Genomic DNA, 26,539 nt, shown 5'->3' on the forward strand with positions numbered 1-26,539 from the left:
GACTGGTCCGTGGACGCGCAGGCGCCTCGCCCGGAGATCCTGCGCCCCTCGCCGGTCCGCTGGCTGGCGACGGGCGCGATCTGCGCCGGCTTCGTCTGGGCCGGCAGCGTGATCATGCCCAGCCACCCGGCGCTGGCCTGGAGCTGCATCGCCTTCTTCGGCCTGGGCGTCGGCGTGGCGCTGGTCAGCCTGCTGCCGGGCGCCAGCGCGCTGGTGCTGAACGAGGACGGCTTCGAGATCGTCTCGCTGTTCCGGCGCGCGCGCGTCGGCTGGGGCGAGGTCGCGCGCTTCGGCGAAGTGCGCGTGGGCCTGGAGCGGCTGGTCGGCTTCGATTTCGTCGATGGCGCGCGTGGCGACGGGCGCCTGCAGCGGGTCAACCGCCGGGTCAGCGGCTTCCACGGCGCCCTGCCCGACCGCTACCGGCTCGATCCCGCGGAACTGGTGCGGCGCCTGGAGCGCCACCGCCAGGCCTGGTGCGCACGCCATCCGGGCCGCGCCTGATCCCGAGTTGGCGGCCGCACCCATCGCCCCCCGCTTGATCGGGCGCAACGCGACGCACACCGCACGCGCCTAGAATGTCGCGCATGGACCGATTCGACGATATCCGCGACTACCTCACGGGGCTGCAGGACCGCATCTGCAGCGCCATCGAAACCGCCGACGGCGGCGCCCGCTTCGTCGAGGACGCCTGGGAGCGCGACCCGCACGATGCCTCGACCCACCTGCGCGGCGGCGGGCGCACGCGCGTGCTGCGCGAGGGCGCGGTGTTCGAACAGGCCGGCATCGGCTTCTCCGACGTGTCCGGCGACCGGCTGCCGCCGTCGGCCACCGCCGCGCGCCCCGAACTGGCCGGCGCCTCCTGGCAGGCGGTGGGCGTCTCGCTGGTGTTCCACCCGCGCAATCCCTACCTGCCCACCACGCATGCCAACGTGCGCCATTTCCGCGCCCTGCGCGACGGCCAGACCGTGGCCTGGTGGTTCGGCGGCGGCTTCGATCTCACGCCGTTCTACCCGTTCGACGAGGACGTGCGGCACTGGCACCGCACCGCGCGGGCGCTGTGCGAGCCCTTCGGCGGGCAGGAACGCTACCAGGCGCACAAGCGCTGGTGCGACGAGTACTTCTATCTCAAGCACCGCAACGAGACGCGCGGCATCGGCGGGCTGTTCTTCGACGACCTGCACGGCGACATGGAGCAGGATTTCGCCTACCTGCGCGCGGTCGGCGACGGCTTCCTCGATGCCTACCTGCCGATCGTCGAACGTCGCAAGGACACGCCGTACGGCGAACGCGAGCGCCAGTTCCAGCTGTACCGGCGCGGGCGCTACGTGGAGTTCAACCTGGTCTACGACCGCGGCACCCACTTCGGGCTGCAGAGCGGCGGCCGCGCCGAGTCGATCCTGATGAGCATGCCGCCGCTGGCGCGCTGGGAATACGGCTACGCGCCCGAACCCGGCAGCGCCGAAGCGCTGCTGCACGACTACCTGGTGCCGCGCGACTGGCTGGCGGGGACCTGAGGGCTGCGCCATGGATGAGCTCGCCGCACTCCGGCACAACCTCGACGCGATCCGCGCGCGCATCGACGCGGCCTGCCGCGCGGCGGGGCGCGATCCTGGCGAGGTACGCCTGCTGCCGGTCAGCAAGACCGTCGACGAGGCGCGGCTGCGCCAGGCGCACGCCATCGGCATCCGCGAGTTCGGCGAGAACAAGGTGCAGGAGGCGATGGGCAAGTGGGAGGCGATGGCCGACCTGCCCGACCTGCGCTGGGTGTTGATCGGCCACCTGCAGACCAACAAGGCCAAGTACGCCGCGCGTTTCGCCAGCGAGTTCCAGGCGCTCGACAGCCTGCGCGTGGCCGAGGCGCTGGATGCGCAGCTGCAGAAGCAGGGTCGCGCGCTGGACGTGCTGGTGCAGGTCAACACCTCCGGCGAGGCCACCAAGTTCGGGCTGGTGCCCGAAGAGGTATCGGGCTTCGTGCGCCAGCTGCCGGCCTTCGCCTCGCTGCGCGTGCGCGGACTGATGACGCTGGCGCTGTTCTCCGACGACGAGGCGAGAGTGCGTCCCTGCTTCGTGCGCCTGCGCGAGCTGCGCGAGCGGCTGCGCCAGGAGGCGCCGGAGGGGATCGCGATGGACGAGTTGTCGATGGGCATGTCCGGCGACTTCGAACTGGCCATCGCCGAAGGCGCCACCACGGTGCGCGTGGGCACGGCCATCTTCGGCAGCCGGGCCACACCCGACAGCGCCTACTGGCCGGGTTTCGCCGGCAGCGGCGCGGGCACGCCATGAGCGAGGCGGAATCCGGATTCGCGCCCACCGCGGGCGCGCGCCTGGTCGACGTGGTCTCGGTGCAGTCGCAGGTGGCCTACGGCGGCGTGGGCAATTCGATCGCGGTGCCGGTGCTGCAGGCGCTGGGCCTGCAGGTGGCGCCGGTGCCGACGGTGCTGCTGGGCAATACGCCGCACTATCCGAGCATGCACGGCGGGCCGCTGCCGCTGGACTGGTTCGAGGGGCTGCTGGAGGACCTGGAGGCGCGCGAAGTGGCCACGCGCGCGCGCCTGCTGCTGGTCGGCTACCTCGGCTCGCCGCAGCAGGGGCAGGCGCTGGCGCGCTGGATCGACCGCATCCGCGCGCGCAATCCCGACCTGTCCGTGCAGATCGACCCGGTGATCGGCGACCACGACAGCGGCCGCTACACCGATCCGGCGCTGGAGCCGGTGTGGCGCGATGCGCTGATGCCGCGCGCGCAAGGCCTGACGCCCAACCACTACGAGCTCGAACAACTCAGCGGCCGCCGCCTGGACACGCTGGAAGAGTGCGCGCACGCCGCGCGCGGCCTGCTGGGCGCGCACACGCGCTGGGTGGTGGTGACCAGCGCAGCGCCCGCCACCTGTCCGCCCGGGCGCCTGCAGCTGGTGGTGGCGACGGCCGGGGGCAGCACGACGCTGGAGCACGCCCTGGTGCCGCATCCGGTCAAGGGCGTGGGCGACCTGTTCGCCTCGCTGGTCGCCGGCCGGCTGCTGCGCGGCGCCGCGCTGGACCGCGCCGTGCGCCAGGCCTGCGACGACATCGTTCAGGTGCTGGCCCACGTGCAGGCGCAGGGCTGGCAGGAGCTCGCCCTGCCACGACACCTCGCCCGCGGACTGGACTGAAGCCCGGACACCCGCGTCGCGCGGGGCTGCAGTCTCGCCGCATGCGCCGCCGCGCACTATCCTTGGCGGCGCAATCGCCGGAGCCTCGCCCGGCCCGGACCCCTGCTTGACGACAACGCCGCCGCCCCTGTTCTCCGTCGTGCCGCCGGGCCTGTTCGGCCCGCTGGCCTCGGCCAACCGGGCCCACTACTGGCTGCTGCTGTGCCGGCTGTTCGAGGAGTTTTTCGGCCCGGATGCGCCGCTGCCGCCCAGCATCGGCCTGCCGCGGCGCGAGATCACCGCCGCGATCGAGCGTTACCTGCTCAGCGACGACCCCTGGGAGGACGAGGACGGCGATACGCCCGATACCCCGCGGCCGGTCCGCGCCGCCCATATCTACGAACGCTTCCGCAACGCCGGCTGGCTGCGCCAGGAGCGCATCGGCGCGCGCGAGATGGTGAGCATGCCGCCGGCGGTCTCGCAGCTGCTCTCCACCCTGGTCGAGTTCGCCGAACACGGGCCCACCTTCGTGTCCGCGCGCATGCGCTCGATCGAGCTGCAGCTGCAGCAGGTGGCAGAGGGCAAGGCCGCGGGCGATGCGCTGGACGAGGCCGCCGACCAGTCGCGCCGGCTGCTGGTCTCGCTCTCGTCGATGAGCCTGCAGGTGCGCGACCTGATGCCCGAGCTGAGCAAGGCCGAGACCACGGCGCAGTTCGCGCGGCAGTGGTTCGAGCGCTACGTCAGCGACTTCTTCATCGGCGACTACGCCGAGCTGCACAAGGCCGACCACCCGCTCGCGCGGCGCAGCGCGATCCTGGCGATGGTCCAGCAGCTCGAATCGGGCGCGCAGCGCGAGGCGCTGCTGGCCTGGTACGCCGGGCACGCCACCGGCGGGGATGCCGCGCGCGCCGAACAGCGCTTCGGCCGCAGCCTGCGCCGGCTGCACGAGCTCGAGCGCATCGACGAATACCTCGCGCGCCTGGACGACGATATCCGCCAGGCCAACCGGCGCGCGCTCGCCTTCCTCGACTACCGCCTGCGCGCGCCCGACCGCCTCGATGCGCTGCTGCGCCGCGCCTGCCGCGGCGTGCTTTCGGCGCCGGCCGAGGCGCTGCGCCTGCCGGTGGCGCCCGGCGCGCTGATGGACGCGGCGCGCCTGCGGCCGCCGCGGCAGAAGCCCGCGCCGATCCCGCGCAGCGCGAACGCCACCGTGCCGCCCTCGCCCGAGCAGCTGGCGCGGCTGTCGCTGCTGCGGCGGATGAAGCGCGCGCGCCTGGTCACCGCCGAGGACATGGCGCGCTTCGTCGGCCGCCACCTGGGCGACCGCGCCGAGGTCGAGTCCGCCGCCTTCGCCATCGCGACCATCGAAGACCTGCGCGCCTACCAGACCCTGCTCACCCTCGCCCTGCGCAGCCACCGCATCGGCGGCCTGCGCCGCGAGGATCCGCTCGGCCGCCTGCTGCGCGGCTATCGCGTCGAACTGCTCGATGCCGGCCAGCGCGACGACAATGGCTACCTGCGCGCGCCGCGATTCGTGGTACGACGCGTCGGCCAGACCACACGGAAGACCGCATGAAACGCAGCTGGAACACGCTGAGCCAACAGTCCAACGGCGTCTACGCCGTGCAGGATTTCGAGCGCGCCGCCTATCGCCTGGTGGTCGAGCAGGTGCTGTACGCGGCCGACCGCAATACGCGGCTGGCCTATCACCTGGTCGAGGACCATTACGACGACTTCGTGGCCGCGCTGGCGCCGCTGGGCATCCGCCTGGAGCGCAACGCGCACCATCGCTACATCGTCGCCCTGCCCGTGCACGGCGAAGGCGTGCCGGTGTCGCTGGCCGAAACCCTGCTGCTGCTGGTGCTACGCCAGCGCTACGACGAGGCCATGCGGCAGGGGCTGGTCGAGGACGAGGGCGTGGTGACGGTGGAACTGCCGGAGCTGCAGGAGGCCTACCAGGCGCTGGCCGGCCGCCCGATGCCGGACATCGGCAGCCTGCGCGAGCTAGGTCGCACGCTCAGGCGCTGGGGCGTGGCGCGCCTGGTCGATTCGGAGGGCGACGATCCGCAGCCCTTCCACCTGCAGGTGCGCCCGGCCATCGTCGACATCGTCGGCGAGCACTGGCTGCAGCGGCTGGACCAGCACAACCGCGATGACGACCCGGCCGATGCCGGCAACGATGCCGACGCCGCCGCGGAGGGCGACGATGCAGCTGCTTGAGCGCGTGCACCTGGTGCAGTTCTTCCTGTTCGAGGCGCAGACCCTCGAACTCGATGCCACCAGCGCCATCATCGCCCCCAACGGCGCCGGCAAGAGCGCCCTGCTCGACGCGCTGCAGATCGTGCTGCTGGGCGTGGACCGGTCACGCATCCGCTTCAACGCGCAGGCCGGCGGCAGCCACCGCGCGCGCAGCATCCGCGACTACTGCCTGGGCGTGTACCGCAGCGGCGACGAAGGGCGCAAGCGGCGCACCGCCACCACCTACATCTCGCTGGTGTTCCGCGACACCGAGACCGGCGAGGCGCTGACCGCCGGGGTATCGCTGGGCGCCACGGTCGACGAACCGGACCACCGCCTGCACGGCATGTACCTGCTGCCGGGCGTCGCGCTGGAGCTCGACGACCACCTGGAGCACGTCAAGGGCAAGGAGCTGCCGCTGGCCTGGGGCACGTTCCGCGAACAGGCCGCAAGGCGCTGCCGGGACGCCGGGACCCGGCCCGAGCTGCATACGGTCGCCGAGCGCTTCGTCAAGGACCTGCTGTATCGCCTGCGCGCCTCGCCTGGCGCCAATCCGGATGTCAACGCCTATCGCAAGGCCTTCCTCAACGCGCTCAACCTGCAGCGCGTGGAGGACGTGGACCTGTTCGTGCGCACCCTGGTGGCCGAGGACCGGCCGACCGACGTCGCGCGCTTCCGCGCCCTGCTCGAGAGCTTCCGCCAGATCCGCGACCGCATCGAGCAGGTGCGCCTGCGCATCGAGGCGGCCGAGGGCGTGGAGCAGCAGTACGACCGGATCGCCGCGCAGTCGGTGCGCGCGGCCTCGTACCGCGCGCTGGCCGCCGAGTACGCGCGCGACCTGTACGCCGAACAGGTGGAACAGGCCGAGGACGACGTGCAGGCCGGCGACGCCCTGCTGGCCGGGCTGCGCCGCGCGCTGGACGAGGCGCGCGGCGAGCGCGACCTGGGCCGCGACGAACTGCAGCGCGCCAGCGTCCTGCTGCAGGGCAGCGCGGGATATGGCGAGCAGTCGCGCTTCGACGAGGTGAGCGGTCGCGATCTCGACCGCCTGCGCCAGCTGCGCGCCGAACTGCTGCGCGAAACCGCGCAGGTGCGCGACCAGCTGCGCGCGACCGCCGGCCTGTCGCTGGCGCCGGACATCGCCGTCGGTGCCGGCGACGCCGCCGCGCACTGGTCGCGCTTGCATGACGCGCTGAGCGCGCTGGAGGATGCGGCGCCGCTGCCGTGGACGCCCGAGCGCCTCTACGAGGAGGCGCACGCAGCGCTGCGCTCGGCCGCGCCCCTGATCGATGCGGTCGAGCGACTGGCCCACGCGCAGCGCGAAGCGCTCGACCAGGCGCGCGACCGACTGGACGCCGCACGCCAGAACCAGAAGCGCATCACGGCCGGCCAGGCCGAACTGCATCCGGACACCGTGCGCCTGATGAGCTACCTGCGCGAGGCCGGCATCGATGCGCGCCCGGTCTGCGACCTGGTCCAGGTCGTCGACAAGTCCTGGCAGGCGGCGATCGAGGGCTACCTGCGCAGCAATGTCGAAGCGCTGCTGATTCCCGAGGCCGACGAGGAGCGCGCGACCAGGCTCTATCGCGGCCTCGGTGGCGGACGCGCGGTGTACGGCGTCAAGCTGGCGCTGTCGAGCCAGGCGCGGCGCGGCCGCGCGCAGGCGCCGGCGGCGGGCACCGTCGCGGCCCTGCTCGACGGCGTCAATGCCGAAGCCCTGGCTTTCCTGCGCCGCCAGCTTGGCGAGCTGCAGTGCGTGGACAGCAAGGCCGAACTGGTGCGCAGCCGCCAGGGCCTGACCCGCGACGGCCTGCTCGCCCGCGGCGGCAGCATCGAACGGCTGCGGCTGCCGGCGGGCAGCGAGCTGAAGATCGGCGCCTCCGACAACCGCGCACGCCTGCGCGTGCTGCGCGAGGACGTGGAGGCGGCCGAGCGCGAGGTGCAGGCGCTGGAGCCGGTGCTGCGCGAGATCGACGGCCACCGCCGCCAGCTCGCGCGCCTGGCCGATGCCGATGCCCTGGCCCAGGCCCTGCATGCGCGCGGGCTCGAATACCAGCAGACGCGGCAGCGCTACCGCAGCGCGCTCGACAGCCGCGAGGTGGAGCACGATCCCGACCTGCTGCGCCTGTCCGAGCAGGTGCGTGCGCTGAAGGGCGCGCTCGAGGCCAGCGAGCGCCGGGTCGAAGAGCTGATCGGCGAGGAGGCCGTGGTAAAGCGGCAGGGCGAGGAACGCCGCCGCCTGCTGGCCGGCCTGCGCGAGCAGGAGGCGATCGTCGCCCGGCGCGCGGTGGACGCGTTCAAGGATCCGGACGTCGACCCCAACCTGGTCGAACGCCACCGCGACGAGCTCGACGACAAGGTGGATTCGCTGGAAGAGCGCGCACGCACCTGCGAGCGCCGCGCCGACGAGAGCGACCGCCAGCTGGCCCGGCTGCTGCCCGAAGCCTGGAGCGCGCTGGCGCAGTACGCGCGCGACCATGGCCTGACCCTGGAGTTCGACGGCAACGCCTGGCGCCAGGCGCTGGCGCTGCTGCGCCGCGAGCTCACCCAGCTGCGCGAGACCGACCTGGTCCGCTACGAGGGCGAGGCCTGCCAGGCCTACGACACCGCGGTGGAGACCTTCCGCTCCAGCGTCGCGGCCGCGCTCAACGACAACTTCGTGCGCCTGCGTCAGCAGATCGCCACCCTCAACCGCACCCTGCGCAGCAGCCCGCCGTTCTCCAACAACGAGCGCTACCAGTTCCACTACGAAGTGGTGCCGGAGTTCCGCGACCTGGAACGCTTCATCAAACGCGCCACCGACGTCGGCGAGGACGGGCTGTTCGGCAGCGCCGGCGAGGTGCCTGCCGCGTTCCGCGAGCTGATCGAAGACGACGCCGCCGCGCGCACCGCGACCTCGCCGCTGGACGACTACCGTCGCTTCTTCCGCTTCGAGGTGCAGATCCGCCAGGACGATCGCGTGATCGGCACGCTCAGCGAGCGCATGCGCTCGGGTTCGGGTGGCGAGCACCGCGCGCCGCTGTACGTCATCGCCGGCGCGGCGCTGGCCGCGGCCTACGGCAAGACCGAGGCCCAGCCCGGCGGCATGGGGCTGATCCTGCTCGACGAATTCGGCGACAAGATCGACGCGCAGAATGCCCGCGCCACCACCAACTACCTGCGCTCGCTCGGCCTGCAGCTGGTGCTGGCCGCGCCCGACACCGCCCAGGGCACGCTCAGCGGCGTGCTGGAGAGCTACATCGAACTGTTCCGCGACGGCGAGCTGCTGCAGGCCGAACGCATCGAGGTGCAGGCCGCCGCGCGCGAGCTGCTGCTGTCCGACCAGTTCGACCTGCATCCGGAGCTGCTGGCCGCGGAGATCGCCAGCATCCAGCGGCAGACAAGGGCGCCGTGAGCGATGCCACGCCCCTGCTGCAGCGACTGTTGCGCAGGGGCGAGGCGGCCAGCCTGCGCGGCGACCCGAAGCCCGTGTCGCTGCCGATGACCGCGGCCTCCAGCGCGCGCGAGTATCTCGCCCTGGCGACGCTGGCCGAGCGCGAGCGTTTCCACGGCCAGATCGCGCTGGCCGAACGCGCCGGCGCGATCACGGTGCTGCGCGACCGGAACCGTGGCGATAGCGAGCAGCTGCTGCGGATTACCCTGGCCGATGCCGGGGCGCTGGCCGCCTTCCTGGGCGTTTCCCTACATGCCAGCCGCATCGAGGCGGCGACGTGCGCGCTCGCCGGCTGGACAACCACATTCCCGATCGTGGAGGCGGTCCTCGAGGCATGGCGGGGCGGCCGCAAGGTCAGGGCTTGCGGCCCTGAGGCGGCGGGCGATCTCGCCGATGCGGCGCGCGTTGTCGCGCATTGCGCCCAGGACAGCTCCCGGGAGCGCCTGCTGCGCCGGGAAAGCGTCCGCCTGTTCGGCGACAGCAAGCGGCTCGAAGCGCTGACGCCCTGGTTGGACCTGCTGGTCACCGGCGAGATCGCGGCGCGCGACTCCGACAGGGCGCATACCTGGGCCGCCCTGGGCCTGCGCCGCGAACCGCAGCCCTTGCTGCTGTCGGGCAGCGGCCAGCTCCTCCTCGACGGCGCTCGACTGCCGCTGGTGCGTCCCTGGCTTGGCGTGCCGCCAGAATGCGTCGAAGCGCTCGACACCCCGGCGCGCCGGGTGTTGAGCATCGAGAACCTGGCGAGCTTCCACGAGGCAGCCCGCACAACGAAGGCGGCCGATCTCCTGCTGCTCTACACCGGCGGCATGCCGTCGCCCGCGTGGCGACGCGCCTATGTCCGCCTGCTCGCCGGGTTGCCTGGCAACGCCGCCCTGTACCACTGGGGCGATATCGACGAAGGCGGATTCCGGATCGCCGCCGTGCTGGCGGAGGCGGCAGCGGAGACAGGGCGCGGGTTGCGCCCTTGGCGCATGTCGGCCGCCACGCTGCCTGAAGACATCACCGCGATGGCCGCCGTTCCGGACCGCGCCGTCCTGGAGGCGATGCAACGCTGGGCGATCCGTGCCGGCTGGATCGAGGTCGCGAACGCGCTGCGGCAGCGCCCGATCCGGCTCGAGCAGGAAGCGCTGGATCCGGCCCGCGCCGACATCGGCCTGCCGACCGCGCCGCCAGGCTGAGTGGCACAAGCCGCTGCGGCGACCATCCTTAGGCTTCCGCAGCACCGCCGGTGCGTCATGGCAGGCGCGCATTCGTGGTAACCGTTCTTGTGTGCCGGCTCTTCTCGTCGTCGCAGATCCGGTTCGCCCTGTCGAGACAGCGACACCCGAGACCGCGACGCAGCGGCCATCGCGCTATCGCGCCATCACGAAAGGCCAGCGCGATCGGCCGCTGCCACGCCGCGCCCCTTCGTGCGCAGCTGCCCTAGAAGCTCGCGCTGAGCTTCACCCACGCGGTGCGCCCCGGCTCGTGGATGCGCACCGGGTCGGCCGGGTAGCCGAAGGCGCTGTTGCCGGCCAGGTTGAGGTGCTCGGCGTAGTCGCGGTCGAACAGGTTGTCGATGCCGGCGGCCAGGCGCAGCTGGTCGTTGATCCGGTACGCGCCGTTGAGCGAGAACACGACAAAGCCGCTGCTGGGGCCGAGGTCGCGTCCGACCACGTTGCCCAGCGACGGGCTGACGCGGTCCTGCGAGGCGACCGCGCGCAGCAGGGCGCCGGCCGACCAGGTGCCGTTGTCGAAGCCGGCGTTGAGGCGCGCCTCCAGCGGCGGCATCTGCGGCAGCGCCTGGCCGGTATCGGCCAGTTCGCCCCAGGACCAGGCCACCGTGCCGCCGAGCTTCCAGTGCTCGGCCGCGCGCCACTCCACGCCCGCCTCGCCGCCGCGGATGTTGGCATCGGCATTGCGCGCGCGGGTGCTGGCGCCCATCGGCCCTGTCATGTAGTCGAAGGCGATGTAGTCGGTCATGCGGCCGGCATAGGCCGACACCCAGGCATCGACGCGCTTTCCGGCATAGCGCATGCCGATGTCGAGCTGGGTGGTGCGCTCGGGCTGCACGCCGGCGAACGCGTTGGCTGCGCCATCCGGCCCGCGATTGGGCGAGAACAGCTCCCAGTAGTCGGGCATGCGTTGGGTGTGGCCGACGCCCGCATACCAGCGCAGCGGCTTGCCGTCGATGTCCTGTTCGAAGCGCGCGAAGACCGAAGGCAGGGTTTCCGAACGCGTCTGGCCCAGGGTCGGGTTGGGCATCGGCATCATGCCGGCGGTGCTGGCGCGGCGGTCTTCGGCCTCGGCGCGGTCGATGCGGGCACCGGCGATCACGTGGTTGCGTGCGTCGAGGTGCCAGTGCAGTTCGGCGAAGGCGCCGGCCTGGCGGAAGCGCGCATCGACCATCCACGGCTGCGCGAGATACTGGCCGCGGCCCTGTGCGCTGCGGCGCGCGTGGCGGCTGCTGCGCGCGTCGACGCCGGCAGTCAGCTCCCAATGCTCGCCGCCGAAGCCCAGGGCTACGCGTCCGCCGCTGGTGCGATGGGCGACGTTGCTCGCCGTCGCCATCGGCATCATCCCGTTTGGATCGGGGTTGCGCAGGGTGTAGTTGTCCATGACGTGGTCCACGTCGTTGTAGTAGGCGTTCGCGGCGATCTCGCGCAGCCGGCCCTCCATGCCCTTCTTCTCGAAGCGCAGACCGTAGGTGGTGCGGTCGAACTGCGAGCCGTCCATGCCGCGCCCGGCGTAGCGCGCCTGGCCGTCGCCCGCACCGACGCTGGCTTCCAGCACCGTGTCCGGATCCGGCGTCCAGCCGAATGCGGCGTCGGCGTTCCACTTGTCCCAGGCCGAGGGCACGCGGCGCCCGGCGCCGTCTTCGTAGTCGCCCGACTCGGAGCGGTTGGCGGTCAGCCGGCCGTAGAACTCGGGGCTGCCGGCCAGGGCATTGAGCACCTGGTCGTTGCGGCCGTGGCTGGCGAACATGACGCTGCCGTCCAGGCGCAGGCCGGCTTCGTCGAAGTACGGGATCTCGCGCTCGAAACGCACCGTGCCCGCCGACGCGCCGCCGCCCCAGAGCACCGTCTGCGGGCCCTTGACGATGGTCAGGCGGTCGTAGGTCTCGGGCGAGACGTAGGACATGGCGTTGTCCATGCGCGAGGGGCAGGCGCCCATCAGCGCGCCATCGCCGGCCAGCAGGTTGAGCCGCGAGCCGAACTGTCCGCGCAGCACCGGGTCGCCATTGGTGCCGCCGCTGCGCAGCGTGGCGAAGCCGGGCACGGTCTTGAGGTAGTCGGCGCCGTCGCTGGCCGGCACCGGCTGCCGCGGCAGGCGCGGGTCGGTCACCCAGGTCAGCGAGGCCACCGGCGCCACGCCGACCACCACGAGCGTGTCGAGGTTGACCACGCGTTCTTCGGCGGGCGCTTCTGCTCCGTTCGCCGCCCATGCGGCGCCGCTGGCGAGCTGCGCGAGCACCGCCGCCACGCCCAGGTACAACAGCTTGCTTCTCATCTCTGATCCTCCGTTCGTGGCGCCATTGCAACGCGCTCCGATACGGCAGGGAATGGACAAAATGTCCGGAATTCGGGGCGACTTGACCTGCGTCACGAGGTGCGCATCCGGCGCCCGGCGGCTGATCCAGATCAAGGCGCGTGGCGGCCCCGGCGCGCATGCTGGCGCAGCCGTCGGCCCTGGCCGTCACCGTTTCGGGAACCCCATGCAATTCAACGTACAGCTCGACACCGGCCGCATCGACCTGACCTCCCTGGAGCAGCAGCTGCAGTCGCTGGATCCGTCGGCCATGGCCGACTTCGACACGCTCGGCCGCACCTTGCGCATTTCCACCAGCCTCGAGGAACACGACATCGCCGCCGGGCTGGCCCGCGCGGGCATCGCCGTTCCCGTGCACGCGATCGAACGCCAGGCTTCGACCTGCTGCGGCGGCTGCGGGGGCTGACGCCCGCTCTCGTCCGGCACCATGCGGAGGCCTGGTGCCTCCACGGCCTTCGCCTGCGGTCGATGGCCGCGTTCCCATCCTGCGACTGGGCCCATCGCGAGATCGCGCGCGGCAGGCGCCTCCCCGGCCCGCGCCAGGGCATGGCGCTCGCCACGCGATGCCCCGGAGATCGTGTCGGGAGCCTTCTGCGTCAGCGAAGCGCAGGCCCGCACACGCGGAGGGCGCCCGCTGCCGGGTGCTGCGCCTGCTCCTTCCCCACTTGCGGGGGAAGACCGGGACCCGGGGCGCGCGCCAGGGCGCGCGTGGATGCCACTCTTGCGCGAGCCCGGAGGCTCGCGGCCCCGCCTACTCGACCGTCACCGCCTTGGCCAGGTTGCGCGGCTTGTCGACGTCGGTGCCGCGCGCCAGCGCGACGTGGTAGGCGAGCATCTGCACCGGGATGGTGTGCACGATCGGACTGAGCACGCCGACGTGGCGCGGGGTGCGGATCACGTGCACGCCCTCGGATTCGCTGAAGTTGCTGTCGGCGTCGGTGAACACGAACAGCTCGCCGCCGCGCGCGCGCACCTCCTGCATGTTGGACTTCACCTTCTCCAGCAGGCCGTCGTTGGGCGCGATCACGACCACCGGCATGTCCACGTCCACCAGCGCCAGCGGACCGTGCTTGAGCTCGCCGGCCGGATACGCCTCGGCATGGATATAGGAGATTTCCTTGAGCTTGAGCGCGCCTTCCAGCGCGATCGGGTAATGCACGCCGCGGCCCAGGAACAGCGCGTGCTGCTTCGGCGCGAAACGCTCGGCCCATGAGGCGATCTGCGGCTCGAGATTGAGCGCGTGCTGCACGCTGCCCGGCAGGTGGCGCAGCGCTTCGATGTATTCGGCTTCCTTTTCCGCATCGAGCCGGCCACCCAGCTTGGCCAGGGTCGCCGCCAGCGCGAACAGGCCGACCAGCTGGGTGGTGAAGGCCTTGGTCGAGGCCACGCCGATCTCGGCGCCGGCGCGGGTGTAGAACACCAGCCGGCTGGCGCGCGGGATCGCGCTCTCGGGCACGTTGCAGATCGACAGCGTGTGCGCATGGCCGAGCGACTTGGCGTACTTGAGCGCCTCCATCGTGTCCAGCGTTTCGCCCGACTGCGAGATGGTGACGATCAACTGCTTCGGGTTGGCCACCGCCTCGCGGTAGCGGTACTCGCTGGCGATCTCGACGCTGCACGGCAGGCCGCTGATCGCCTCGATCCAGTAGCGCGCCACCGAGCCGGCATAGAAGCTGGTGCCGCAGGCGAGGATCTGCACGCCCTCCACCTCGCCCAGCACCTGGCGCGCGTCCTTGCCGAACAACTCGGGCTCGAACGCGGCGGCGTCGATGATCGCCTCAAGCGTGTCGCCGACCGCGCGCGGCTGTTCGTGGATCTCTTTCTGCATGAAGTGCCGGTAGGGACCCAGTTCGAGCGAGGCCAGCGACACGTCCGACAGGTGCACCTCGCGCTCGACGGGCGCATCGTCGCCGTCGAACACGCGCACCGAATCGCGGCTGATCTCGGCGGTGTCGCCTTCCTCCAGGAAGATCACCCGGCGCGTGGCCTGCACGATCGCCGAGACGTCCGAGGCGACGAAGTTCTCGCCCTCGCCCAGGCCCACCAGCAGCGGGCAGCCCATGCGCGCGACCACCATGCGGTGCGGCTCCTTGCGGCTGACCACGGCCAGCGCATAGGCGCCGTGCAGTTCCTTGACCGCGCGCTGCAGCGCGCCCAGCAGGTCGTCGCCGGACTTGAGGTAGTGATGGATCAGGTGCGCGATCACCTCGGTGTCGGTCTGCGACTCGAACTCGTAGCCCAGCTGCTGCAGGCGCGCGCGCTGCTGTTCGTGGTTCTCGATGATGCCGTTGTGCACCAGGGCCACGCCGTGGCTGATGTGCGGATGCGCATTGGCCTCGGTAACCCCGCCGTGGGTCGCCCAGCGGGTGTGGCCGATGCCCAGCGTGGCCTCGACGCCCTCGCCCTGTGCGGCGGCTTCCATCTCGGCCACGCGCCCGGTGCGACGCACCCGGCGCACGTCGCCGGCCTCGACCAGGGCGATGCCGGCGGAGTCGTAGCCGCGGTATTCGAGACGCTTCAGGCCGTCGATCAGGACGGGAACCACATCGCGATCCGCGATCGCGCCGACGATGCCGCACATGTATCCGCTACTCCTCGAGGGTCTGCCGAGTGTACGTGAAAGGGCTGTCCGGCCGGACACGTCCGGCGTCCGGACGGACGTAGAGCGCGCGCTGATTTTCCATTCGAATCAATCACATGAGCGTTGGCACGGGGATTGCGTGCAACCCCGGCAGGCCTTCCTGCATCCACATCCAGACATGGACACCCAAGCCCGCATCCGCGACACCTCCGCACAGGACCAGGTCCTGTCCCGCCCGGGCGGCCTGCGCCGCGTGCGCAAGTCCTGGCTGGTGGCCGGCGGCGCCGTGCTGGCCGTGGGCGCGCTCGCGGCCTGGGTCGCCAGCGGCTGGGCCTCCGGCGCCTCGTCCTACGACGCCTCGCGCGTGCGCATCGCCCAGGTGAGCCGCGGCGACCTGGTGCGGGACCTGTCGGCCGACGGCCGCGTGATCACCGCCAACAGCCCCACCCTGTATGCGATCGCCGGCGGTACCGTCGCGCTCAAGGTCGTGGCGGGCGACGTGGTCGGGGCCGGCCAGGAGCTGGCGGTGATCGACAGTCCCGAGCTGCGCAGCCGCCTGGTGCAGGAGGAATCCACCCTGGCCAACCTCGAGGGCGAGGCCAACCGCGCCGTGCTCGACGCGCAGCTCACCCGCTCGGAGGCGCAGAAGCTGCTCGACCAGGCGCAGATCGACCACACCGCCGCGCAGCGCGACGTGGAGCGCTACGAGCGTGCCTTCGAGGGCGGCGCCGTCTCGAAGAACGAGTACGACCGCGCGCTGGACGGCCTGAAGAAGGCCGACCTCGGCCTGGCCGCGGCGCGCAAGGACTTCGCCCTGCAGGGCCAGGGCGCCGGCATCGATGCGCGCAACAAGCGCCTGCTCGCCGACCGCCAGCAGGCGGTGGTGGCCGAGCTGCGCCGCCAGGTCGACGCGCTCACCCTGCGCGCCCCCTTCGACGGCCAGGTCGGCCAGGTGCAGGTCGCGCAGGGCACCAACGTGGCGATCAACGCGCCGATCCTGAGCGTGATCGACCTGAGCGTGTTCGAGGTGGAGATCCGCGTGCCGGAAAGCTTCGCGCGCGACCTCGCCATCGGCGTGCCAGCGCAGATCACCAGCAGCGGCAACCGCTACGCGGCCAAGGTCTCAGCGGTGTCGCCGGAAGTGGTCAACGGCGAGGTCACCGCGCGCCTGCGCTTCGACGAGGGCCAGCAGCCGCCCAACCTGCGGCAGAACCAGCGCCTGTCCGCGCGCATCGTGCTCGATACGCGCGAGAACGTGCTGATGGTCGAGCGCGGCCCGTTCCTGGAACAGGACGGCGGCCGCTTCGCCTGGGTGGTCGAGGGCTCCAGCGCCGTGCGCCGCCCGATCCAGGCCGGCGCCAGCAGCCTCAACGCCGTTGAAATCGTGTCGGGCCTGCAGGAGGGCGAGCGCATCGTCGTCTCCGGCACCGACCAGTTCGCCAACGCGGACCGCGTCCGCATCTCGGGACAATGACATGGACACCTTCGCCCGCTTCCCTCCCCGCCTCCACTGGACCGCGCAGCAGCTGACCGACGCCGTCCCGCTGCGCCTGCACGAGCTGTACGCGTTCGACGCGAACCGCGAATCCGCATGCGACGCCGCCAATGGCGCGCGCAGGGCGCGGCCCGCCTCCGGGCGCTACGCCGCGCGCTCGCAGCTCCCCGCCCGCTTCGGCATCGGCTGACCCCCCCCTTTCATCCCGGCTGCCGTCCGCGCCCGACTCTCTCCGGGCGCGCTGCGGCGGCGGGATGGTCTTCCTCTTCCCAGCAGCACCTCGAAGGACACCACCATGCTCGACATGCGCCAGGTCAACAAGGTCTACCGCACCGAACTCGTCGAAACCCACGCGTTGCGCTCGCTGGACCTGCACGTGCGCGACGGCGAGTTCGTCGCCGTCACCGGCCCGTCTGGCTCGGGCAAGACCACCTTCCTCAACATCGCCGGCCTGCTGGAAACGTTCACCGGTGGCGATTACCACCTCGACGGGGTGAACGTGAAGGGGCTCAACGACAACCAGCGTTCGCGCCTGCGCAACGAGAAGATCGGCTTCATCTTCCAGAGCTTCAACCTGATCCCGGACCTCAACCTGTTCGACAACTGCGAGGTGCCGCTGCGCTACCGCGGCATGCCGGGCAACGAGCGCAAGCTGCGGATCGAGGAGGCGCTGTCGCAGGTGGGCCTGGGCTCGCGCATGAAGCACTATCCGGCCGAACTCTCGGGCGGGCAGCAGCAGCGCGCCGCGATCGCCCGCGCCCTGGCCGGTTCGCCGCGCCTGCTGCTGGCCGACGAACCGACCGGCAACCTCGATTCGCAGATGGCGCGCAGCGTGATGGAGCTGCTGGAGGACATCAACAGCCGCGGCACCACCATCGTGATGGTCACCCACGACCCGGAACTGGCCGCGCGCGCGCAGCGCAACGTGCACATCGTCGACGGCATGGCGACCGACCTGTCGGTCGAGTCGAGCCTGGGCCGCGTGGCGGCCCCGCAGGCGGAGCCCGCGTCCCTGGCCACCGCCTGACGCCGCCCACGCACCCCCTTCGCGCGATGGCGGGCCAGGCCCGCCCAATGGAGCCACTCCCATGTTCGGCTACTACTTCGACCTGGCGCTGCGCAGCTTCCGCCGCAACCGCGTGCTGACCGCGCTGATGGTGCTGGCCATCGCGCTCGGCATCGGCGCCTGCATGACCACCCTCACCGTGTTCCGCGTGCTGTCGGGCGATCCGATCCCCGGCAAGAGCGGGCAGCTGTACTACGTGCAGCTCGATCCCGAGGGCATGCAGGGGTACACCCCCGGCAGCGAACCCAATGACCAGGTGACCCGCACCGACGCGGAAACCCTGCTGCGCGAGAAGCGCGGCGACCGCCAGGCGATGATGACCGGCGGCGGCGTCTCGGTGACCCCCGACCGCGCCGACCTGACGCCGTTCGTGTCCGACGCGCGCTACGCCAGCACCGACTTCTTCCCGATGTTCCAGGTGCCGTTCCTGCACGGCAACGGCTGGACGGAGGCGGACGACGAGGCGCGCGCGCGGGTGGTGGTGATCTCGCGCGACCTCAACGAGCGTGTGTTCGGCAGCACCAACAGCGTCGGCCAGCGCCTGCGTCTGGACCAGACCGATTTCACTGTAATCGGCGTGATCGACGAGTGGCGCCCCACCCCGCGCTTCTACGACATGAACAGCGACCGCTACGGGGAGCTGGAGGACGTGTTCCTGCCGTTCTCGACCTCGCGCGACCTGCAGATGGGCCGCAGCGGCAACATGAACTGCTGGGGCGATTCGCGCGGCGACAATACCGCGCTCAACGTGCCATGCGCCTGGATCCAGTACTGGGTGGAACTGGGCTCGGACGACAAGCGCAAGGCCTATTTCGATTACCTGACCAGCTACTCGGAGCAGCAGCGCGCCGCCGGCCGCTTCGAGCGCCCCACCAACGTGCGCCTGCGCAGCGTGATGGAGTGGCTGGACTACAACCGCGTGGTGCCCAACGACGTGGTGATGCAGCTGTGGCTGGGCTTCGGCTTCCTGCTGGTGTGCCTGCTCAATACCGTCGGCCTGCTGCTGGCCAAGTTCCTGCGCCGCAGCAGCGAGATCGGCGTGCGCCGCGCGCTGGGCGCCTCGCGCGCCGAGATCTTGAAGCAGTGCCTGGTCGAGGCCGGCACCATCGGCCTGGCCGGCGGCGTCATCGGTCTGGGCCTGGCCCTGCTCGGGCTGTGGGCGGTGCGGCAGCAGCCGGCCAGCTATGCCGAACTCGCACACCTGGATCCGGCCATGCTGCTGACCACCTTCGCGCTTGCCATCGTCGCCAGCCTGTTCGCCGGCGTGCTGCCGGCCTGGCGCGCGATGCAGGTCACCCCCGCGCTGCAGCTCAAGTCGCAGTAACGCCCGCCGCATTCCCGGAGACAGCCATGGAAATCCGTCCGATCCTCTCCACCCTGATGCGGCACAAGACGGCCGCGACCCTGATCGTCCTCGAGATCGCACTGACCTGCGCGATCATCTGCAATGCCCTGTTCATGATCGGCGAGCGCATTACCTTCGTGAACGAGGCCAGCGGCCTGGCCGAGGACGAGCTGGTACGCGTGCAGATCACCGGCATCGGCAACGACGACAACGCCGCCGCGCAGACCCGCACCGACCTCGCGGCGCTGCGCGGCCTGCCCGGGGTCACCGGCGCCACGGTGATCAACCAGGTGCCCTTCACCAATTCGTCCTGGAACAGCGGCGTGCGCCTGAGCACCGAGCAGACCCAGCCGAACATGGTGGCCACGGTCTACATGGCCGATGACCAGTTCATGGACACGCTGGGCCTGCGCCTGGTGTCGGGGCGCTGGTTCCAGCCCGACGAGTTCCTGGAGTTCGAAACCGTCGACCGGGCCGAGGGGCCGGTGCGCATCCCCGGTGCGGTCGTCACCCGCAAGATGGCCGAGCGCCTGTTCCCGGGCGAGGATGCGGTAGGCAAGAACTTCTACAGCTGGGGCGACGAGCCGATCCGCATCGTCGGCGTGGTCGAGCACCTGGTGCGGCCGAGCCTGCAGGGCGGCCCGGAGGGGCGCGAGTACAGCATGGTGTTTCCGATCCGGCCGACCTACGCGGTAGGCGGCAACTACGTGATCCGCACCGCGCCCGAGCGCCGCGCCGAGATCCTCGCGGCGGCCACCGACACCCTGCGCGGCAGCGGCCCCCGGCGCATCGTGCTGGAGGAGAACACCAAGAGCATGCAGGCGCTGCGCGAGGAGTTCTACCAGGCGCCCAGGGCGATGGCCTGGCTGCTGGGGATCGTCTGCCTGGGCCTGCTGTTCATCACCTCGCTGGGCATCGTCGGCCTGGCCAGCTTCTGGGTGCAGCAGCGCACCAAGCAGATCGGCGTGCGGCGCGCGCTGGGCGCGACCAAGGGCCAGATCCTGCGCTACTTCCAGACCGAGAACTTCCTGCTGGCCAGCATCGGCATCGCGCTCGGCATGCTCGCCGCCTACGGCATCAACCAGGTGCTGATGAGCGAGTACGAACTGGCGCGGCTGCCGCTGTACTACCTGCCGCTGGGCGCGCTGGCGCTGTGGCTGCTGGGCCAGATCTCGGTGCTGGGCCCCGCCCGCCGCGCCGCGTCGGTGCCGCCCGCCATCGCCACCCGCAGCGTCTGAGGATGGCGCCGCGTCCGCTCCGGGGCCGCATGGCCGCGCACCTGGCCCTGCTGTCGGCGGCCCTCGTATTCACCACCGGCGCCAGCGCCGGTGGTGAGCCCGTCGCCGCCTCTCTGCACGCGACGATCGCGACCCTCGACGGCGAGGTGTTCGACGCCTTCAACCGCTGCGCCGACCCGGCGCAGCTGGAGCGGCACGCGGATCACTTCGATCCCGCCGTCGAGTTCTACCACGACAATGGCGGGGTCACCTGGACCCGCGAGGCGATGCTCGACAACACCCGCCGCCATGCCTGCGGGCGCTACACGCGCCAACTGGTCGAGGGCAGCCTGCAGGTGCATCCGGTGGCGGGCTTCGGAGCGATCTCGCAGGGGCGGCACCGCTTCTGCGACAGCGCCGGCCGCGCCTGCGACGGCCTGGCGGACTTCACCATGGTGTGGCGGCTGCACGAGGGGCGCTGGAGCATCACCCGCGTACTCAGCTACGGCCACCGCGCCGCCGGCGACTGAACGTCGCTAGGATACGCACTGGTCCGCACCCCTCCCGCCATGCCCACCCTTCTGGTCATCGACGACAACCCGTCCGTCGGCACCGCACTCGAACTGCTGTTCTCGCTGCACGAGATCGACGTGCTGCGCGCCGAGACTCCCGACGCGGGCCTGGAAGTGCTGCGCCAGGGCGGCGTGGACCTGGTGATCCAGGACATGAACTTCCATGCCGACACCACCTCCGGCGACGAAGGCGTGGCGCTGTTCCGGCAGATCCGCGCCGAGCATCCGGACATGCCGGTCATCCTGCTCACCGCCTGGACGCGGCTGGAGTCGGCGGTCGACCTGGTCAAGGCCGGCGCTGCCGACTACATCGGCAAGCCCTGGGACGACCACAAGCTGCTGGCCGCGGTGAACAACCTGCTGGAGCTGGTCGAGACGCGCCGGGAACTGGCCGCGCGCAGTGCCGGCGAACGCGGGCGCCGCGAGGCGCTCGCGCGCCAGCACGACCTGCGCGGCCTGGTCTACGATGACGTCGCCAGCGAAACGGTACTGTCGCTGGCGCTGCAGGTGGCGCGTTCGGACCTGCCGGTGCTCATCACCGGGCCCAACGGGGCGGGCAAGGAGAAGTACGCCGAGATCATCCACCACAACTCGGCGGTCAAGTCCGGTCCGTTCGTGGCGGTGAACTGCGGCGCGCTGCCGAGCGAACTGATCGAGGCCGAGCTGTTCGGCGCCGAACCGGGCGCCTACACCGGCGCGGGCAACAAGGCGCGGACCGGCAAGTTCGAGGCCGCCGATGGCGGCACCCTGTTCCTCGACGAGATCGGCACCCTGCCCCCTGCCGGGCAGGTCAAGCTGTTGCGCGTCCTGGAGACCGGGCGCTTCCAGCGCCTGGGCGGCAACCAGGAGCGCAGCGTCAAGGTGCGCGTGGTGAGCGCGACCAATGCCGATCTCGCCGCGATGATCGGCGAGGGCAGCTTCCGTGAGGACCTGTACTACCGCCTCAACGGCATCGAACTGCGCCTGCCGGCGCTGGCCCGGCGCCCGCGCGACATCCTGCCGCTGGCCCGCCACTTCCTGCCGGCCGGACACCAGTTCAGCCCCGCGGCCGAGCGCGCCCTGCTGCAACATCCCTGGCCGGGCAACGTGCGCGAACTGCGCAATGCCGTGCAGCGCGCGGCGCTGCTGTCGGGCGAGCGGATCGAGGCGGCGGCGCTGGGCCTGTCGCCACCGCCGGACGGCGTGGCGCCCGGCCACGGCGACGATCCCGACCGCACCGCGATCGAGGCCGCGCTGCAGCGTGCCGGTGGCGTGCTGGCGCAGGCCGCCGCCGAGCTCGGCATGTCGCGGCAGGCGCTGTACCGGCGCCTGGACCGCTACGGCATCCCGCGCGGCTGACATGCGCATCCTCCGCGTCCTGCCGCTGGCGATCCGCATGGTGGCGCTGGTGGTGCTGGCGGTCGCCTCCGCCGCCGCACTTACCGCGCTGCTGTCGACCTGGGTTCCGGCGTGGCTGGCCGCCGTGGCGGCAACGCTGGCCAGCGGCGGGTTCATGGGCATCGTGGTCTGGCGTACCTTCGTGCCGCTGCGGGCGCTGATCCGGGCGCTGACCGGCACGGTGGCCGGCTACCGGGACGGCGATTTCAGCTTCGGCATCACCTGGGACCGCTACGGCGACCTGATCGAACTGGTCAACGCGCACAACGAACTCGGCCAGGCGCTGCGCGAGCAGCGCCTGTCGCTGGTGCAGCGCGAACTGCTGCTCGACACGATGGTGCAGAACACGCCGGTGTCGATGCTGCTGCTCGACCCGGGCCAGCGCGTGGTGCTGGCCAACATCGCCGCACGCCGCACCTTGGGCGACGGCCGCAAGCTCGAGGGGCGCTCGCTCGACGAGCTGCTGCATGACGCGCCGCCGGCGTTGGGCGAGGCCTTCGCCCGCGGCGGCGACGGCATGTTCACCGTCGGCGACGAGGAGCACGAGGACATCTACCACCTGGCGCGGCGCATGTTCCGCCTCAACGGCCGCCAGCACGAACTGATCCTGCTGCGGCAGATGACCGCCGAACTGCGCCGCCAGGAAGTGCATACCTGGAAGAAGGTGATCCGGGTGATCAGCCACGAGCTCAACAATTCGCTGGCGCCGATCGCCTCGCTGGCCCATTCCGGCGCCGAGCTGTTGCGCCGCGGCCAGCACGACAAGCTGCCGCTGGCCCTGGCCACCATCGAGGAGCGCGCGCGCCACCTGGAAGGCTTCCTGCGCGACTACGCCCGCTTCGCCAAGCTGCCGACGCCGCGCGGCGAGCCGGTGCCGCTGGCCCGGTTCGTGGAGAAACTGCGCAGCCAGGTGGAGTTCGCGATCGAGGGCGTGGTGCCCGACGAGGTGGTGCGATTCGATCCCGCCCAGGTGGAACAGGCGCTGCTGAACCTGCTCAAGAACGCGCACGAGTCCGGCTCGCCGCACGAGGCGGTGTCGATGTCCGTGCGCCGGATCGGCGAAGGCTGGCGCATCGACGTGCTCGACCGCGGCAGCGGGATGAACGAAGCCGTCCTGGCCAATGCGCTGCTGCCGTTCTACTCGACCAAGCGCAGCGGCACCGGCCTGGGACTGGCGCTGGCGCGCGAGATCGCCGAGGCCCACGGCGGCCGCATCGCGTTGCTCAACCGCGACGGCGGCGGCCTGTGCGTGTCGCTGGTACTGCCCGGCCAAACGTAACCATCAGCCGCATGCGGGAAGAACGCGTCCGCACGCGCGAGAAACTGACGGCCGCGCACTGTTGCATCTGTCGTGCCACAACGCGGATGCGTGCCCCTTCGGGACAAACGCGTCCGCACGCGCGACAGAACCTGCCGCCGCACGCTGTTGCTCCTACACCTTCTTCTGCGGCCGCTCCCACCCTTCGATCGTCACCTGCCGCGCACGCGCGACGGTGAGCTTGCCGGGCGCCGCGTCCATGCCGATCACCGAACCCGCGCCGATGGTCGCGCCCGCGCCGATCGTGACCGGCGCCACCAGCGCGGCGTTGGAGCCGATGAAGGCGCCATCGCCGATGGTGGTGGTCGACTTGTTCGCGCCGTCGTAGTTGCAGGTGATGGTGCCCGCGCCGATGTTCACCTTGGCGCCGACCACCGCGTCGCCCAGGTAGGTGAGGTGGTTGGCCTTGCTGCCTTCTCCCAGGCGCGCGTTCTTGGTTTCGACGAAATTGCCCACGTGCACGCCCTCGGCCAGCACCGTGCCCGGCCGCAGGCGCGCGAAGGGGCCGATGAGGGCCGCGCCTTCGGTGCGGGTCCCCTCGAGGTCGCAGTGCGCGCGCACTTGCGTGCCCGCGGCGAGCACCACGTCGCACAGCCGCGTGAACGGGCCCACGCGCACGCCGTCGCCCAGTTCGACCCGGCCCTCGAACACCACGTTGGCGTCGATCTCCACGTCGCGGCCGACGACGACCTCGCCGCGGATGTCGACGCGCGCCGGGTCGGCCAGCCGCGCGCCCTGCAGGCACAGCGCTCGCGCCGCGCGCTGCTGGTAGGCGCGTTCGAGCTGGGCCAGCTGCCAGGGATCGTTCGCGCCCTCGGTCTCGCGCGCGTCCTCCACCACCACCAGCTCGGCGGCGGTGAAATCCGCGGCGGCCATCCCGGCCACGTCGGTGAGGTAGTACTCGCCCTGCGCGTTGTCGTTGGACAGGCGCGCCAGCCAGCCCTTGAGCGCGGTGGCGTCGGCCGCGATCACGCCGGTGTTGACCAGGCGGATGCCGCGCTGCTCGTCGCTGGCGTCCTTTTCCTCCACCACGCCGGCGACGTTGCCCTGGGCGTCGCGCAGGATGCGGCCGTAGCCGGTCGGGTTGTCGAGCTGGGTGGCGAGCACGGCCAGCCGCCCGCCCGCCGCGAGCAGTCGCTGCAGCGTCCCGACCGTGAACAGCGGCGCATCGCCATACATCACCAGCACCCGCGCATCGTCCGGCACGCCGGGCATCGCCTGCTGGACGGCGTGGCCGGTGCCGAGCTGGCGCGCCTGTTCGGCCCAGTGCAGGTCGTCCTGGTCGGCGAAGGCGGCCCGCACCTGGTCGCCGCCGTGCCCGTAGACGACATGGATGCCGGCCGGCCCCAGCGAGCGGGCGGTGGCGATCACGTGCGCGAGCATCGGCCGGCCCGCCACCTTCTGCAGGACCTTGGGCAGCGAGGACTTCATGCGCTTGCCCTCGCCGGCGGCGAGGATCACGACGTGCAGGGAATGGCTCATGCGGCTTCCACGGATGGCGGACCCGAATTCTAGGTCGATCCCGTGCAGTACGCAGAAACGGACCGCGCCCGGACCGTGGCGCGGCCCGGATGTTCCCTTAACCGGAATGGCGCTACCCTTTCGCGGCCATGACCGCACGCAGCCCCATCCCGCCGCAGGAGCGCAGCCGATGAGCCTGCGCCGCCAGGGCGGCCACTACCTCGCGATCGGCGGCCTGCAGTATCTGGTCGACTGGGGCGTGACGGTCTGGCTGTCGCACATGGGCATGCTGATCGAGCCGGCCAACATCACCGGCCGGGTGAGCGGCGCGCTGCTCGGCTACTGGCTCAACGGCAAGTTCACCTTCGCCGGCGAGGACACCGCGATGGGCCGGGTGCAGTTCCAGCGTTTCGCGCTCATGTGGCTGTGCACCACGGCCATCAGCACCTTCTCCATGGGTGCCGTCGACGACGTGCTGGGCCTGAAGTGGGCGTGGCTGGCCAAGCCGGTGGTGGAGGTCGCGCTGGGCCTGGTCGGCTTCCTGGTGTCGCGGCACTGGATCTACCGGCGCTGAGCGGCAGGCGCCGCCTGGGGCGGCGGCGCGGGTGCGTTTTCAGCGCCGCAGCAGCGGCAGGACCCGCTCCAGTGGAAGCGCCTGCACGGCGCCGCGATGGCCGTCCATGTCCCGGGCCCGGAACAGCGAGTTGACGATGGCCTCTTCGGTGGCCTCGGCGACCGCTTCGAACAGTGGCGTCATCGCGTCGTTCGGCACGACCTTCGCCGCCGGCGCCGGTGCAGTGCCATCGCCGGCGCGGCGCAGGCCCGGCGCGGTGGAGAAGGCGATCACGTAGTCGCCGGAGCCGTTGCTCATCGAGCCGCCGGTTCGGCCCAGCCCCAGCAGCGCCCGTAACGCGAGGCGCCTCAGCAGGCGCGCATCGAGGGGCGCGTCGGTGGCGACGACGATCATGATGCTGCCGTCTCCGTCCGCAGGCGGTGCCTGGTGCGCGGCCAGCCGCTCCGGGCGCAGCGCATCCAGCGCCACGCCACCGATCGTCAGGCGGCCACCGAAGTTGCTCTGTACCAGGACGCCGACCGTGTAGCCTCCGCGCGACTGCTCGAGCCGGCGCGAGCTGGTGCCGATGCCGCCCTTCCAGCCGAAGGCGACCGTGCCGGTGCCGGCGCCTACCGCACCCTCCTCGAGGTTGTCGGCGGAGGCGGTGTCCAGCGCACGGCGCACATGCTCGGGACGCAGCGGACGGGCGCGGATATCGTTGAGGTAGCCGTCGTTGGTTTCGCCGACCACGGGGTTCAGCGAGCGCACCTCCTCCATTCCGGGCCGCGCGAGCTGCCACTCCACCAGTGCATCGGCCGCGCGCCAGACGCCCAGCGTGCCGGTGAGCAGGATCGGCGTTTCCAGCTCGCCGAGTTCGTCCACCTGGCTGATGCCGAGCAGCTTGCCGTAGCCGTTGCCGACCACGATCGCAGCGGGCACGCGCTCGCGGTACAGATCGCCCGGGTGCGGGACGATGGCGGTCACGCCGGTGCGGATGCGATCGCCCTCGATCACCGTCGCATGGCCCACCGCCACGCCGGCGACGTCGACGATGGCGTTGCGCGGGCCGGGCGCCAGCACGCCGATGGTCACGCCCGCCTCGCGTGCCCGTGGCCGCTCGTCGGCGTTGGCTGCATTCGCCGAGACGGTGGTTGCCAGCATCCCGGCCAGCAGCGGGGTCCGAAGCCAGTGCGTGGATGCCATGCGCGCTCCCGGGAACATCGTAGGCGG

At 71.5% G+C, this 26,539-nt stretch carries 22 protein-coding genes; 18 read left to right on the forward strand and 4 right to left on the reverse strand.

Annotated features, from left to right (window positions below):
* Positions 1–9: 9 nt before the first annotated feature.
* From ACFQ2D_RS09840 to ACFQ2D_RS09875, 8 genes are all read left to right on the forward strand, one after another.
* On the forward strand, positions 10–501 hold the full coding sequence (locus ACFQ2D_RS09840) for a hypothetical protein (protein WP_280941521.1): 492 nt from the start codon (positions 10–12) through the stop codon (positions 499–501).
* Between the two features lie 83 nt (positions 502–584).
* Positions 585–1,514, forward strand: a complete 930-nt coding sequence (gene hemF, locus ACFQ2D_RS09845) for an oxygen-dependent coproporphyrinogen oxidase (protein ID WP_280941520.1) — start codon at positions 585–587, stop codon at positions 1,512–1,514.
* Between the two features lie 10 nt (positions 1,515–1,524).
* Positions 1,525–2,283: a YggS family pyridoxal phosphate-dependent enzyme gene (locus tag ACFQ2D_RS09850; protein ID WP_280941519.1), complete on the forward strand. Its 759-nt coding sequence runs from the start codon at positions 1,525–1,527 to the stop codon at positions 2,281–2,283.
* Positions 2,280–3,146 carry a pyridoxine/pyridoxal/pyridoxamine kinase gene (pdxK, locus tag ACFQ2D_RS09855; RefSeq protein ID WP_280941518.1) on the forward strand — a complete coding sequence of 289 codons (867 nt, stop codon included), beginning with the start codon at positions 2,280–2,282 and terminating at the stop codon, positions 3,144–3,146. The genes ACFQ2D_RS09850 and pdxK overlap by 4 nt, the downstream gene beginning before the upstream one ends.
* A 106-nt stretch (positions 3,147–3,252) precedes the next feature.
* Complete coding sequence (locus ACFQ2D_RS09860) at positions 3,253–4,701, forward strand: Wadjet anti-phage system protein JetA family protein (RefSeq protein ID WP_280941517.1); 1,449 nt, start codon at positions 3,253–3,255, stop codon at positions 4,699–4,701.
* Positions 4,698–5,345 (forward strand): DUF4194 domain-containing protein, encoded by a 648-nt coding sequence (locus ACFQ2D_RS09865; RefSeq protein WP_280941516.1) that lies wholly within the window; start codon positions 4,698–4,700, stop codon positions 5,343–5,345. The genes ACFQ2D_RS09860 and ACFQ2D_RS09865 overlap by 4 nt, the downstream gene beginning before the upstream one ends.
* A complete protein-coding gene (locus ACFQ2D_RS09870) occupies positions 5,332–8,757 on the forward strand; it encodes an SbcC/MukB-like Walker B domain-containing protein (RefSeq protein WP_280941515.1) in 3,426 nt (1,141 codons plus the stop codon). The genes ACFQ2D_RS09865 and ACFQ2D_RS09870 overlap by 14 nt, the downstream gene beginning before the upstream one ends.
* Positions 8,754–9,974, forward strand: coding sequence for a Wadjet anti-phage system protein JetD domain-containing protein (locus tag ACFQ2D_RS09875; RefSeq protein WP_280941513.1), 1,221 nt, complete (start codon positions 8,754–8,756; stop codon positions 9,972–9,974). The genes ACFQ2D_RS09870 and ACFQ2D_RS09875 overlap by 4 nt, the downstream gene beginning before the upstream one ends.
* Positions 9,975–10,218: 244 nt before the next feature.
* On the opposite strand, the gene ACFQ2D_RS09880 is transcribed toward ACFQ2D_RS09875, so the two are convergent.
* Complete coding sequence (locus ACFQ2D_RS09880) at positions 10,219–12,285, reverse strand: TonB-dependent copper receptor (RefSeq protein WP_280941512.1); 2,067 nt, start codon at positions 12,283–12,285, stop codon at positions 10,219–10,221.
* A gap of 205 nt (positions 12,286–12,490) precedes the next feature.
* On the opposite strand from ACFQ2D_RS09880, the gene ACFQ2D_RS09885 reads away from it, so the two are divergent.
* Entirely contained in the window at positions 12,491–12,730 is a 240-nt protein-coding gene (locus ACFQ2D_RS09885; RefSeq protein WP_280941511.1) for a hypothetical protein, read from the forward strand.
* Positions 12,731–13,075: 345 nt separating this feature from the next.
* On the opposite strand, the gene glmS is transcribed toward ACFQ2D_RS09885, so the two are convergent.
* Entirely contained in the window at positions 13,076–14,905 is a 1,830-nt protein-coding gene (gene glmS, locus ACFQ2D_RS09890; RefSeq protein ID WP_280941510.1) for a glutamine--fructose-6-phosphate transaminase (isomerizing), read from the reverse strand.
* Between the two features lie 178 nt (positions 14,906–15,083).
* Between glmS and ACFQ2D_RS09895 the strand changes: the two genes are divergently transcribed.
* The 8 genes from ACFQ2D_RS09895 (at position 15,084) to ACFQ2D_RS09930 (ending at position 23,256) form a co-directional block, all read left to right on the forward strand.
* Positions 15,084–16,379 (forward strand): efflux RND transporter periplasmic adaptor subunit, encoded by a 1,296-nt coding sequence (locus tag ACFQ2D_RS09895; protein WP_280941509.1) that lies wholly within the window; start codon positions 15,084–15,086, stop codon positions 16,377–16,379.
* Between the two features lies 1 nt (position 16,380).
* Positions 16,381–16,590 (forward strand): hypothetical protein, encoded by a 210-nt coding sequence (locus tag ACFQ2D_RS09900; RefSeq protein WP_280941508.1) that lies wholly within the window; start codon positions 16,381–16,383, stop codon positions 16,588–16,590.
* A 105-nt stretch (positions 16,591–16,695) separates the two neighbouring features.
* On the forward strand, positions 16,696–17,427 hold the full coding sequence (locus tag ACFQ2D_RS09905) for an ABC transporter ATP-binding protein (protein WP_280941507.1): 732 nt from the start codon (positions 16,696–16,698) through the stop codon (positions 17,425–17,427).
* Positions 17,428–17,488: 61 nt separating this feature from the next.
* Positions 17,489–18,790 carry an ABC transporter permease gene (locus tag ACFQ2D_RS09910; RefSeq protein WP_280941506.1) on the forward strand — a complete coding sequence of 434 codons (1,302 nt, stop codon included), beginning with the start codon at positions 17,489–17,491 and terminating at the stop codon, positions 18,788–18,790.
* A 26-nt stretch (positions 18,791–18,816) separates the two neighbouring features.
* On the forward strand, positions 18,817–20,049 hold the full coding sequence (locus tag ACFQ2D_RS09915) for an ABC transporter permease (protein ID WP_280941505.1): 1,233 nt from the start codon (positions 18,817–18,819) through the stop codon (positions 20,047–20,049).
* A gap of 29 nt (positions 20,050–20,078) precedes the next feature.
* On the forward strand, positions 20,079–20,558 hold the full coding sequence (locus ACFQ2D_RS09920) for a nuclear transport factor 2 family protein (RefSeq protein ID WP_386795639.1): 480 nt from the start codon (positions 20,079–20,081) through the stop codon (positions 20,556–20,558).
* Between the two features lie 39 nt (positions 20,559–20,597).
* Positions 20,598–21,938, forward strand: a complete 1,341-nt coding sequence (locus ACFQ2D_RS09925; protein ID WP_280941503.1) for a sigma-54-dependent transcriptional regulator — start codon at positions 20,598–20,600, stop codon at positions 21,936–21,938.
* Between the two features lies 1 nt (position 21,939).
* Positions 21,940–23,256 (forward strand): sensor histidine kinase, encoded by a 1,317-nt coding sequence (locus ACFQ2D_RS09930; protein ID WP_280941502.1) that lies wholly within the window; start codon positions 21,940–21,942, stop codon positions 23,254–23,256.
* Positions 23,257–23,409: 153 nt separating this feature from the next.
* Here the strand turns inward: ACFQ2D_RS09930 and glmU are convergent, their stop codons facing one another.
* On the reverse strand, positions 23,410–24,777 hold the full coding sequence (gene glmU, locus ACFQ2D_RS09935) for a bifunctional UDP-N-acetylglucosamine diphosphorylase/glucosamine-1-phosphate N-acetyltransferase GlmU (protein WP_280941501.1): 1,368 nt from the start codon (positions 24,775–24,777) through the stop codon (positions 23,410–23,412).
* Between the two features lie 169 nt (positions 24,778–24,946).
* On the opposite strand from glmU, the gene ACFQ2D_RS09940 reads away from it, so the two are divergent.
* On the forward strand, positions 24,947–25,330 hold the full coding sequence (locus tag ACFQ2D_RS09940; protein WP_280941500.1) for a GtrA family protein: 384 nt from the start codon (positions 24,947–24,949) through the stop codon (positions 25,328–25,330).
* A 39-nt stretch (positions 25,331–25,369) separates the two neighbouring features.
* On the opposite strand, the gene ACFQ2D_RS09945 is transcribed toward ACFQ2D_RS09940, so the two are convergent.
* Complete coding sequence (locus ACFQ2D_RS09945) at positions 25,370–26,512, reverse strand: P1 family peptidase (protein ID WP_280941499.1); 1,143 nt, start codon at positions 26,510–26,512, stop codon at positions 25,370–25,372.
* Between the last annotated feature and the right edge of the window lie 27 nt (positions 26,513–26,539).

The sequence above is a fragment of the Luteimonas composti genome (genome assembly GCF_042678665.1).
In the GTDB taxonomy this organism is placed as follows: domain Bacteria; phylum Pseudomonadota; class Gammaproteobacteria; order Xanthomonadales; family Xanthomonadaceae; genus Luteimonas; species Luteimonas composti.